Annotated in this window: 9 protein-coding genes and 2 pseudogenes; 2 read left to right on the top strand and 9 right to left on the bottom strand. The window is 58.8% G+C overall.

The features are described 5' to 3' along the window. Positions 1-59: 59 nt before the first annotated feature. The 7 genes from PMYSY11_RS15650 to PMYSY11_RS15680 form a co-directional block, all read right to left on the bottom strand. Entirely contained in the window at positions 60-395 is a 336-nt protein-coding gene (locus PMYSY11_RS15650; RefSeq protein WP_150547372.1) for a DUF3325 domain-containing protein, read from the bottom strand. After that, entirely contained in the window at positions 385-1980 is a 1596-nt protein-coding gene (locus PMYSY11_RS15655; RefSeq protein ID WP_150547373.1) for a PepSY-associated TM helix domain-containing protein, read from the bottom strand. The genes PMYSY11_RS15650 and PMYSY11_RS15655 overlap by 11 nt, the downstream gene beginning before the upstream one ends. Continuing rightward, positions 1977-2267 (bottom strand): iron transporter, encoded by a 291-nt coding sequence (locus tag PMYSY11_RS15660; protein ID WP_150547374.1) that lies wholly within the window; start codon positions 2265-2267, stop codon positions 1977-1979. The genes PMYSY11_RS15655 and PMYSY11_RS15660 overlap by 4 nt, the downstream gene beginning before the upstream one ends. Then, a complete protein-coding gene (locus PMYSY11_RS15665; protein WP_172970625.1) occupies positions 2264-3172 on the bottom strand; it encodes an alpha/beta hydrolase in 909 nt (302 codons plus the stop codon). The genes PMYSY11_RS15660 and PMYSY11_RS15665 overlap by 4 nt, the downstream gene beginning before the upstream one ends. Before the next feature lie 168 nt (positions 3173-3340). Then, positions 3341-5560, bottom strand: a complete 2220-nt coding sequence (locus tag PMYSY11_RS15670; RefSeq protein ID WP_150547376.1) for a TonB-dependent siderophore receptor — start codon at positions 5558-5560, stop codon at positions 3341-3343. 116 nt (positions 5561-5676) lie between these two features. Then, complete coding sequence (locus PMYSY11_RS15675; protein ID WP_150547377.1) at positions 5677-7020, bottom strand: HAMP domain-containing sensor histidine kinase; 1344 nt, start codon at positions 7018-7020, stop codon at positions 5677-5679. A 2-nt stretch (positions 7021-7022) separates the two neighbouring features. Continuing rightward, complete coding sequence (locus PMYSY11_RS15680; RefSeq protein WP_150547378.1) at positions 7023-7724, bottom strand: response regulator transcription factor; 702 nt, start codon at positions 7722-7724, stop codon at positions 7023-7025. Positions 7725-8134: 410 nt separating this feature from the next. Between PMYSY11_RS15680 and PMYSY11_RS22145 the strand changes: the two are divergent. Continuing rightward, positions 8135-8821 (top strand): annotated as a pseudogene (locus PMYSY11_RS22145) (PAS domain-containing protein); the annotation flags it as partial. 105 nt (positions 8822-8926) lie between these two features. After that, positions 8927-9361: pseudogene (locus tag PMYSY11_RS22150) on the top strand (methyl-accepting chemotaxis protein); the annotation flags it as partial. Between the two features lie 61 nt (positions 9362-9422). On the opposite strand, the gene PMYSY11_RS15690 reads toward PMYSY11_RS22150, so the two are convergent. Both PMYSY11_RS15690 and argE read right to left on the bottom strand, forming a co-directional pair. Continuing rightward, the gene (locus PMYSY11_RS15690) at positions 9423-10838 is read right to left on the bottom strand and encodes an APC family permease (RefSeq protein ID WP_150547380.1); all 1416 of its coding nucleotides are present in this window, start codon (positions 10836-10838) and stop codon (positions 9423-9425) included. A gap of 155 nt (positions 10839-10993) precedes the next feature. Next, positions 10994-12151, bottom strand: coding sequence for an acetylornithine deacetylase (gene argE, locus PMYSY11_RS15695; protein WP_150547381.1), 1158 nt, complete (start codon positions 12149-12151; stop codon positions 10994-10996). Positions 12152-12196: the final 45 nt, after the last annotated feature.

A 12196-nucleotide genomic window follows, 5' to 3' on the forward strand; every position in this document is an offset into this window, starting at 1 on the left:
CCCGGTAACGGTGGGGCTTTTTTCGGCCATACGATTAATACCGGCCGAAAACGCGGGCATTAAGCCAACAGCCAGGCCGAGAGCAAAAACGGTAAGCCCAGCAGCGGCAATAGCGTCGCCAAGCGCGGGCGATATGGCATCAACAACACCAGCGCCAAGCCTGCCAAACTCACCTGCCCCATCCAGCCAACCGGGCCTTGGGCCCAGCCCCAGCTGGCGATACAGGCCGCGAAACCCAGTGCCAGCAGCAGCCAGCCGCACACACGAAACGTGCGACACCAGATTGCGCTCGGCTCACGCTGCCAGATACTTTTGAAGTGGCGTTTGAGGCCCAAGCACAACGCGACCATGCCGGCATACACCAGCAACAGACCGGCAAAAAACTCAATCAGCATTCAGTAATTCCTGAGAAACGTTACGCGACTGACGCCGCGGTGTCGGCGCAGGCTTCTTCTGGCCAATGCGCCAAGCCGCGAAGGCGAACAAGGCGCCGCACGCCACTGTGGATAATTCAAGGTAGGCACGAATTGGCTCGGCCCACGGCTGAGTCATTGTCGCCAGGCTGAGCAATGGCATGCATACACACAAAACGGCCGCACAGACCAATTGCTCGCGCCAGGCTTGCGTACGTTCACGGCAATAGGCATGCAGCAGGCTCAGTGCCCAGCAGGCAAAGAACACCCGCACTTCCCAATCACCGCGCTGACTCAGCTCGGCTGGCAACAAACGGTTGCCCCAGAGATACGCCACACAGGCAATGCTCAAGCCGGCAATCACGCTGATATTCAAGCGTTCGGCAAGATGGTACAGCCGCGCCGCGATTGGCCCTTCCGCCTCGGGCCGACGCCGGCGTTTTACCGTGAACAGCACAAGCCCGGTGGCAATCATCGCGCAACTGGCCATGCCGCAAAAAAAGTACAGCCAGCGCATCGGGTAGCCGCCGAACTGGGCGAAGTGCAAGCCCGACAATACGCGCTGGGTCAGTTGTGCCCAGCGGCTTTGCTCCGGCATTTTCAACACTTCACCGCTGACGCCAGCAAAGGTCATGGACAGACCTTTCGACAGCTCGATCCGATTGCCCAACACCGGGCGCATCTCAATGCGTGCATCACTGCGCCCCGGATGGCTGATGGACACACTGCGCACCTCACCCAGAGCCTGCTCCGCTTGCAGCAACAGCGGTTGCAACGGGGTCAGCGCAACCAGTTCGCCAGATCCTTCGCCACGACCCTCACTTTGACTGCGCCCATTGCGTGCTCCCTGAGCCGCCTGCTGCTCGGTCTTGGCCGGCTGACCACGGCCAAATGCGGCCTCGCGATCGCCATCGAACAAGGCATCAACCGCTGCCGGCATATAGATCAACGAGAAGATCACCAAGCCGGTGTAGGTAATCATCAGGTGAAACGGCAGCACCAGCACGCCGGTTGCATTGTGCGCATCAAGCCACGAGCGTTGGCCTTTGTTGGGCCGAAAGGTGAAGAATTCCTTGAAGAATTTTTTATGGATAATCAGGCTGCTGAACAGCGCCACCAGCATGCCGACAGCGGCCAGGCCGACCAACCAGATACCAATGTTGCGCGGCATATGCAGAGTAAAGTGGAACAGGAAGAAGAACCGGCCGCCGGCAGTCTCGCGAATATCAATCGGCTCGCCGGTATTAGGGTCGAGATACTGACGAGGAGCATTGCGCCGCCGCTCGCCGGTAGACACGCTGAGTAGCGGTGAGCGAGCGGTCGGCAGGCTGATATCCCAGGCGCTCTCGGCTCCGTGATGCCGCTGCAGATAGCTGATTGCATGCTCGGCAGCCTGAGCTTGATCGACGTGACTGACCGGGGCCTCGGGCTGCATCCAGACGTCAATTTCCTTATCAAAGACAGCCAGGGTGCCGGTCAGGAAAATCGCGAACAACAGCCAGCCGAAGATCAGCCCGCCCCATGTATGCAGCCAGGACATGGACTGCGTGAGGGATGATGGTTTCATGCCACGGCCCTCAAAAACTGCGGCCAGAACCCGATGAGCAATAAGGGCAAAGCAAGCCCGGCACTGGCCCAGACCATTCGCGGGCGCGGGCACGCTAAAGCCCAGAGGATCGTCAGTGGATAAATCACAAAGGCTGGCAACGTCGCGACCACCAGTGCATCGCGCGGCTCAAGTGGCAGCATCTGCGCAATGGCCGCAGTAAAGGCGTAGGTGTAGAGGTAGCCGCCAAACAGCGCCGCGATGATGCGCGACACAGTGGCCCAGCTAAATGAGCGGGAGGGTTTCATGGAGCACCTTGTTCAGTCGCGAACTGCATCGCTAATGGAATCGACGCTGCGAACATCGGGCCATGCCCAAGCCCCTTCAGCGTTTGGTAATCAACCTCAATGTGCGGATAAGCCGCGAGCCGGGCGACCATTTTTGCCAGCGCATCAGTGCCGACTGCGCGCATGGCCTGCGCCCGTGCGGCAGGCATTTCCCGGCCCTTTTCAGCGCGCCCTTCTTGCTCGCCCTGCAAGATCATGACGCGAGCACGCGCCTTGAGCGGCAGCTGCTTTTCGACCTGTAAAAGCAAGCCCGATTGCCACCACAACGACGGGCTGACCGCCACGTATCGCTGGAATGCATCCGGGCGTACAAACAGGCAGTTGAGAACAAAAACGCCGCCGTATGAATGCCCCCAGAGTGTTTGCTGCTGCCGGTCGACCCGGTGCCTGGCATTAACCTGTGGTTTGATCCGGGTTTCGATAAGTTCAAGAAACTGGCTGGCGCCGCCGGCCATTCGGCCCTGCGACGATTCATCGGCAAAAGGCTCGCCGGTAAGGGGTGACGGGGTGTAATCGAAGGTTCGCGCCAGCGGTTCAATGCGCAGCTCGGTGTCGTAGCCAATCATTACCAGTAACGGTGGATTCTCAGCCTCGGCCAGCCACGACTCCTGCAACGACGCCAGCGCAGCATTGCCGTCGAGCATGTACATCACCGGATAGCCTTGCGCCGGTGCTGGCTGTTTTGGCACCGCCAGATAAACCCGGTAATGGCGCTGGTTGTCGGCTGCAGCCAGATCAAATCGCTCGAAGCTGTAACTCTCGGAGCCACTTCGCGCCAAGGTATCCCCCATGGTTTGGCTGAGGTCGGGCTTGGCCAGAACTGGCCCAGCCAGCATCGCCATAAACAGCATTAACAACGCTTTCATCGCGTATCCCTCCGCCTGCGCTCGGCGAGTTTTTGTGTCCCGCTCAATTGGCAATCCTCGAACGTGTACAGGTGCTGGTATTAGTTGAAGGCCGAAACCAAAGTGCTCCATCAGGGCGAACCTGATGGAGCGAAGTCCCGTCGCTAAACGGGCAAAGGAGCCGGGGTATCAGAAGTTGGCGGTCACCGAGGCAAAGTAGGAACGACCCGGTTCGTTGTAAGTGTTGGCCCCTTCCCCGCCGGAGTTGGCTTCGCGGTACAGGCGCTTGTCGAACAGGTTGTTGATACCGGTCGCGAAGCTCCAGGTGTCATCCAGCTGGAAGTTGCCGGTGAGGCCAAAGATGCTGTAACTGCCGCGTGTGCGCAGCTCATCACCCGTAGCCGCATCACCTCTGGAGGTGAGGTTGCGGGGTTCCTGCTTGCCGTAATGGCTCATGTTCAGAGACAGGTCCAGACGCTCCGAAACGGTCCAGTCGAGCATCGAGTTAATGGTGTACTCGGGAATAACCGACAAGGGTTCATTGGTTTCCTTGTTGTTGTTCTCGATCATGTAGGTGAAGTTGTTGTTCCAGCTGAGGACGTCGCCCTCATCACCGAGCAACGGGATATTCAGATTACCTTCCCAGCCTGCAACAACAGCCTTGGGTGCGTTTTCCCACTGGAACACGCGGCCATTGCTGGTGGTCGTGGCGACCGGATCAAGACCTGCCGTGATCTTGTTCTTGTAGTCGTTATGGAAGTAGGTGATGCCGGCGTTCCAGCCTGCATCATCGAAAACCACACCAATCTCTTTGTTAAGGCTGGTTTCGGCGTCGAGGTTATCGCTGCCCTGCACATAACAACCGCTGCCCAGGCTCGGGTAGTCCACCGGGCAGCCATTGCCGCGGGTGTAATAGAGATAGTTGGGATTGGACTGGTACAGGTTTGGCGCTTTGAACGCCCGTGCCGCCCCGCCTTTTACGGTAAAGGTATCGGTGATTTTGTACGATGTGTTCAGGCTCGGGCTCCAATTGCTGCCGAACTGACTGTGATGATCGAAACGCAGCCCCGGCGTGAGAATCCAGCGTTCCGTCAACTCGATGTTGTCTTCGGCAAACACGGCATAGTTGTCCGCATCCGACTTGCCCGAACGGGTGCCCGTTTCAGCACCCGGCACATCGCCGCCATTGCCAGTGCTTTGGGTCATTGAGTAGGGATCATTCAACTCGTCACGGGTCAGTTCGGTGCCGAGTGTCAGCACCTGGCTCGCCCAGACTTCCAGAGGCAAATTCACCTCGCCGGCCAATCGATACGCTTTAAGCTCGGACGTCGACATGTCATCAGCAGTGGTAATACTGCCTTCCGGGCCACCGGCCAAGCCCTCATTGAGGCGGCGATTGCGGGTGTTCTCATACGAGGCAACCACTTGCGAGGTGCCGAAATCCCAGTCGCCGCGGTGGGTCAGCGAGGCGGACTGGCGGTACATGATGTTGGTTTCCTTGCCATCGCCCGCCAACTCGTTCAGCAGGTCTGTGCCATTGGTACTGACAGCCCGGTCGCCGGCGTAGATATTGCCCTGGCGGCTGTAACCGCCTTCCAGTTCGAGGGTTTGCTGCGGATCGAGATCCCAGCGCAGCAGGCCGTCGATATCCTTGTTGCGCACCCCTTCACGCCCTGCTGGCGGTGTGGCGGTCGGCGAAGCTGCAAACTCGCCGTTGAGCGACAAGTCGTCGGCATCGGTCTTGTTGAAGTTACCGTAAACCCGGTACGACAACGCCTCGACCAGCGGGCCGGCCATGTTGAAGTTGATGCGCTTGGTGGTGCCTTCTGCATCGTCTTCGGGCAGGTTGGCATAGGCTGTGACCGAGCCACTGTGCTCATGCGTTGGGGCTTTGGTGATGATATTGATCACACCACCGGCCGCGCCCGAGCCGTAACGTGCTGCCGCCGGGCCGCGCAAAACCTCAATACGCTCGACTGCCTGCGCCGGAACCCAGTTGGTATCGCCGCGGGTATTGCGCTCACCGCTGCGGCCCATGCGCACCGAGTTGCGTGAACTCACAGGCTTGCCATCAATCAGGATCAGGGTGTTTTCAGGGCCCATGCCGCGCAGGTCGATCTGGCGGTTGTTGCCGTACTGGCCGGTGGCGCTGTTGCCGGTCAGGTTGACGCCTGGCATCTTGCGGATGATGTCGGAGAGGTCATTGACCGGCGGCTGCTTTTTGATGTCTTCAGCCGTGATAATCGATACGCCCGGCGCCTGCTTGAGTTCTTCCTCTGCAGTCCCGAGCACATATGTATCTTGCAGCTGCACGGTATTGGTGTCGGCCTCTGCGCCGAACGATACCTGCGGTGCACTGATAGCGAGGAATGCCAGGGTCAGGTGGTTGAAAGTAAATCGGGGCTGCATCAACTCTCTCCTTGAATGCGTTTTTAGCGCATCAAGAGAGCCTGATGGCGGCTCCTCTCTGCGCCAGCGGCAGTGATGATATATATTCTCACTTGAGAATAAAGATCATTTACAAACTATACAGTTTGCAAACGCACACACAGCCGCAGCCCCTGCCCGGTATTTTCCGCCCAAATTGAAGCGTCCTGCAGCTTCAACGCCCCTTTAGCGATGGCCAATCCGAGCCCGTATCCCTCACCGCCAGGGCGCGCGGCACTGAGCCGGGTGAAGGGTCGGAAGATGTTCTCAAGTTCCGACTCAGCGACGCCGCCGCCCTGATCCTCAATTTGCAGCAGCCAGGTATCCGCCTCCCGTTTACCGCTGAGCGTCACGATACCGCCAGCCGGTGAATGTCGAATCGCATTGCGCAGAATATTTTCCAGCGCCTGCGCCAGGCTGTTCAGATGGCCCAGCACACGACAGCCATCCGGCAGGTCGCAACGCAACTGCTCTGGTTGCCAGCCGCTTTCGAAGCAGGCGTCTTCACACAGCACACTCCACAACGCGCCAATGTCGATTGGCTCAAGTGCGAGCCGCGGCTGCTCGGTGTCCAGCCAGGCCAATTCCAGCGTTGCGTCAACCAGTTGCTGCATCGACTGCACTTCGCGATCCACGCGCTGGCGCAAGGCTTCCAGCTCGGTCTGCGATTCGCTGGCGACCCGCAAACGTGACAACGGCGTGCGCAACTCATGGGACACGTCGCGCAGCAGCTGACGCTGAAAAGCAATGGTCTTTTGCAGGCGCTCGGCCATGTGGTCAAACGCGCGCCCCAGATCACCCAACTCATCCCGACGCTGGCTGACACGCGGGCTAACCCGTGTGGCCAATTGGTCGCCACGCAGCGCATTGGCTTGATCACGCAGATGCCCAAGCGGGGAAATCAACAAGCGGTAAATAAACAGGCACAGCAGCAACGCCAAAACACCTGGCGCCACACCATGCAGAAGAATCTGGGTCGACCAGTTAAACCCTTCGGGCAAAAACCGCTGCGGCAACTGCATCACCAACTGGCCCTGCTGCGGCGCGTGCACAAAGGGCATGCCGATATACAGCTGGCCACGGGCGCGCTTGCTCATCGGATTATCCAAGCCGCGCACACGGCGCAAGCGAACGTAGTCTTCAGCATCCAACTTATGGCGGGTCAAGCTGCGCCATTTATTGTCCACCACCACCAGCCAAACACCCGGCTCGCGTTTGGCCATCCGCTTCAGCCAGTGTTCGACACCGTCCGAGCCACCTTGCAGCCAGGCCCGCTCAGCCTGGCGGGCATAGGCGTGCATCTGGCGCTTGGCTATCGGCTCCAGAAACGAGCGACTCTGTTCGACCTTACCGGCCCAATACCAGGCGCCCCAGGCGATCAAAATGCACACGCCCAACTGCAATGCAGCCAAGCGCCAGAACAATGGATAGGTGCGGGCCATGCTTAGTCATCGCCGGACTGGAAGGCATATCCTCTGCCCCAAACCGTCTCGATGCGCCCACCCGCGTAACCAATAGCCGACAGTTTGCGGCGTACATGACTGATGTGCATATCCAGCACGCGGTCGTGCCGCGAGTATGCCCGGTGCAGAATCTGCTGATACAACAGCGCCTTGCTCAGTACCTCTCCCTGATGCTGCACCAGCAACTCCAGAATGCGAAATTCCGTCTGGGTCAGCTGCGCCCAATTGCCTTCATGGCAAACATCATTGCGCTCTGCGTCGAGCGCGAACGCCGAGATATTCTGATTGGCCGCAACGAAGCCGCGCTCAAACGCAACACGGCGCATGATCGCGGCGATGCGCACCTCAAGTTCGGCCATGGTGAAGGGCTTGGGCAGATAGTCATCAGCACCCTGAGTGAAGCCGGCAATTCGGTCCTGCTCGGCACCCAGCGCCGACATCAGGATGACCGGTACGCTGCTGTGGTCGCGCAATTGCGCCAACACATTAAGGCCGTCCAGCCCCGGCAACAGTACATCCAGCAACACCAGATCGAACGTCTCGGCTTTGCCGTGGGCTAAGCCCGACAGGCCGTCGCGCTGCAAGGTTACCGAGAAACCGCGACTCTGCAGGTGCTGCTCAAGATGAGCCGCTAGCACCGGATCGTCCTCGATCGCCAGAATGTGGGAGCTACATGCACGCATAGGAATTTTCGACAAACGCAAATAATAAGCAGTCGCAATAATGCCAAAAAGCCATTCATATTCCTAGTTTGATCTGCGCGACGCACCCTCAATGAGGCTGCGAACCAGAGCGGGCGCGGGCCTTAGCGCTGTGAAAGTGGACTTTTAACTTAAAGTTGTCGGAAAAACTGTAGATATAGAGGGTATGAAGCGATGACTTAAGAGTCATTGCCAGCACTGCGTTTATGAGCACGCCCGCGAAACTTCATCTCAGTAGCGCCACAACTTCAGTGCTCATCAATCGTTCTGCCCAACACTTCTGCCTTGCGACGGTGATCAAGATGTTCAATAAGCACTACAAACAGCAAATCGAGGTGCTAACCGAGAAGCTATCGTCACTCGAACAGGTGCGTGAAAGCCTTGATCAGGAAATGCTCGCGCTCACACTCGACGCGCAAGGCCGAATTGTTCAGATCAACCGTAATTTTCAGGAAGAGATGGCCCACCACGGCGACAAGCTTACCGGCCGCCTGCTGACAGAACTTGTGCCAACCCATGCGCAGAGCACCGAACATTTCGTGCGCATGAAAAATGCCATCCGCGAGGGCGCGCACTGGGCGGGCGCTTTGCAGATTGTTCGCGGCGACGGCGAAGAGGCGTGGTTACGTGCGATTGTTCAGCCCGTTCACGACAGCCAGGGCAATATTCTGCATTGCTCGGTGTATGCCAGCGACCTTACACGCACGATTGAAACCTCGCGCGAACACGAAAACCTGATTGAAGCGCTACAGCGCTCGACGGCCGTTATCGAGTTCAATCTCAATGGCGAAGTACTCACTGCCAACGACCGTTTCCTGCAGTCGATGGGCTATACGCTTGAGCAAATCAAAGGCAAGCATCACCGCCAGTTCTGCGAGCACGAAGAACACAGTTCTGTTGAGTATCAACACTTCTGGGACAAACTGCGCCGTGGTGAATTCATCGCCGACCGCTTCAAGCGCGTCGACAGCCACGGCCGGGTCGTTTGGCTCGAAGCCTCTTACAACCCGATTTACGATGCCCATGACCGCCTCTACAAAGTGGTCAAATTCGCCACCGTAATCACCGATCAGGTAGACCGCGAAAATGCCGTCGCCGAAGCCGCCGAGATTGCCTACAGCACCTCGCAGCAAACCGACGCCACCGCTAAGCGCGGCAGTTCAGTGGTGCAGGAAACGGTCGAGGTCATGCGCCAACTGGCCGTGCAGATGGAAGCGGCAGTCGAAGGCATTGCGGCGCTCGACAAGCAGTCGCAAGTGATCGGCACAATCATCAAAAGCATCAGCAGCATCGCCGATCAAACCAACCTGCTCGCCCTCAACGCCGCCATCGAAGCCGCCCGTGCTGGTGAGCAAGGTCGCGGGTTCGCGGTGGTAGCCGACGAGGTACGACAATTGGCCTCACGCACCAGCGCCGCGACCGAAGAAATCGTCAGCGTAGTGCTGAAAAACCAGAAACTCGCCGAAGAGGCCGTGCAGGTGATCGAGCACGGCAAACGCCAAACCCAACAAGGCTTGGAACTCTCCGCACAAGCCGGCGCGGTTATCGTCGAGATTCAGGATGGCGCGCAAAAGGTGGTGAGTGCAGTGGGCCAGTTTGCCAATCAGCTGGCAACCTGAACGACTGCGGGAGAGCACCGGTGAAGATGCTCTCCCGCTCATTTGCCGCTGTAACGCGAGGTTAGTCTTGCGCCTTCAATACGCTCTCGATCGGCTCTGGCGTGAACAGGGGTTTACGCATCACCAGCTTGATCCAAACCACAGCGATTACCGCCACCAGCCCGAGCACCACACCGGCGCTGCTGAATATCTGGGCGGTCAGTTCCGGTGCTGGCGATGCGTGCCACATGGCGAAGAGCATGCCGCCGATACCGAACAGCTGCGGCAATGGGTAGAACGGTGTGCGGAATGGGCGCTTCATCTGCGGGTAGCGATGGCGCAACACCATCACATCGACGTGCACAATGATGTAGGCCAACAGCCAGGCCAGCGCAGCGGCGATCAGCAGCAGGTTGATCGAATCAACGCCCATCAACAGCACCGGTAAGCCGGTAATCGCCGCAATGAACAAAACCGACACCCAAGGGGCGCCAGTGCGCTTGCTGACCCGTTTGAAGCACGGGAAGGCCTGACCATTCTGCGCCATGCCGCTGAGCATCCGCGGAATTGCCGCCAGCGAAGTATTGAGCGTGCTGCAGGTGGCAGTCACGGCAGCCGTCACCAGCAGCACCTGACCGGTTTTGCCAAATACCGCGGTGGCGAACAAGTAATGCGGCAAGCCGTTACTGGCGAGTTCTTCCTGCGGCACCATCAACAGCGCGCCCAGGCAATACAGGCTAATGGTGATGAAGATGACGCTGAGGCCAAGGATCATCGAGCGCGGAATATTGCGCTCCGGACGACGCGACTCTTCTACCAGCGGGCAGACGAACTCGACGCCGACAAAACCCCAGATCGCCAACGCGGTAAGCGCGACCACGCCAAGGCCCAGCGGATTCCAACCGTCCATCTGCAAGCTGCTCAGCGGCGCAGCGCTTTCACTGCTAACAGCGCTGAAGCCGAGCACCAGCAAAACCACTACCATCACCAACGCCAGCACCGACTGCAGACGGGCGAAAATATCGATGTTGAACAGATTGAGAATGGTGAATATAGCCAGCACCCCAAACGCCACACTCATCGAGGGTAAGGCATGCGGATAGACCTTCTCGACAATAAGGTCGAGCAGCAGTAACTCGGCGGACAAGGCAAACATGGCCACCACGATATAGCCCGAGAACGTCGCCAGCATTGCCGGGAATTGGCCAATGGCAACTTCGGTATAGGTACTCAAGCTCCCGGCCCGCGGGATCATCAACGCCAGCTCCGAGAATGAAAAGGCGTAACTCAGCGCCAGCAGATAGGCGAGCGTCAGCGGCACGATAAAGCCCAGCCCGGCGATACCAACGCCTTGCAGCATGATCACCATTACACCTTGCGACACCACCAGGCCGATGGCGACGGCGAGCAAGGCGCCCAGACCGAGGGATTTTCGCGCTACCTTGGCCTGTGTTCCGGTAGTGGCAGTGGGCAGCGGCACGCTTATATCTTGCGACATTCTGTTGTCCTCTTTTGTTGTTGTAAGGATCTTTGCCAATGGGTAACGCAGCCGGGCGCCTGAACGCTCAGCCAGGGGTTCAAAATTGGGTTGTAGAGAGGTTGTGTCAGTTAACGGCCGCGCATCCGCTATCGGCGCCAGCCATACGGATTCATCTAGGCATCGGTTTGCAGCCAGTGAGCGAGGCGCGCGAGCATTGCGTCGCAGCCATCGAGTTGATCCTGAGTTATGAACTCATCGGGTTTATGGCCTTGGTCCATGCTGCCCGGCCCGCAGACCACCGTGGGAATTCCAGCCTGATTGAACAGACCGCCCTCGGTACCAAACGCCACCGTGCCAAAATCGCGACATTGGCTGATCAGCGCCAGCAACTGCGCCACTTCGCTGTGCGGCTCGGTAGCTAACCCGGGATAAGCGGACAGCGGCTCAAAAGCAATCGAGGTGTCGTTGTGGCGCGCGCGCATCTTCGGCAACAACTGGCCTTCGGCGTAATCAGCCAGTTGATCGACCACCTGCTGCGCATCGAAGTCGGGCAAGGCACGGATTTCGAAGTCGAACTGGCACTCCGCCGGCACGATATTCAGCGCCCTGCCCCCGGCGATCACGCCGGTTTGCACGGTTGAGTAAGGCGGATCAAAACGCGTGTCGTGCAAGGCTGGCTGCGCCAACTGCTCGCCAATATCACCGAGTTTGCCGATCAGCTTTGCAGCATATTCGATTGCGTTGACGCCTTGCGGGGCGTAAGCCGAATGACACGCAGCGCCCTGCACATGGCAACGCATGGCCAGCTTGCCCTTATGCCCGAGCACCGGTTTCAGCTCGGTTGGCTCACCGATAATGCAGGCCACAGGCTTATGCGGGCGCTGCTCCAGTGTCGCCAATAGCGAACGCACGCCCAGACAACCGACTTCCTCGTCATACGAGAACGCCAAATGCACCGGCATGCGCAGCGGCTGCGCCAGAAAACGCGGCACTGCTGCCAGCACCGAGGCGATATAGCCCTTCATGTCGGCAGCGCCACGGCCATATAGCTTGCCGTCGCGCTCGGTCAGCTTGAACGGCTCAACCGTCCACGCCTGCCCCGCCACCGGCACCACATCGGTATGACCGGAAAGCACCACGCCGCCGCGATCAGCCGGGCCAATTGTGGCAAACAGATTGGCTTTGCTTCGCTCGGCATTGAAGTCCAGCTCACACGAAACGCCCAAACCTTGCAGGTAGTCTTGGATGAACTCGATAAGGGCGAGATTGGACTCCCGGCTGACCGTATTGAACGAAATCAGCCTGGCCAGTAAATCACGGCTGCAGAGCATCAAATCAACTCCTTGAGCTTACGCTGAGGCAAACGCCGGGCTGGC

Source organism: Pseudomonas marincola (assembly GCF_900682675.2).
GTDB classification, from domain to species: domain Bacteria; phylum Pseudomonadota; class Gammaproteobacteria; order Pseudomonadales; family Pseudomonadaceae; genus Aquipseudomonas; species Aquipseudomonas marincola.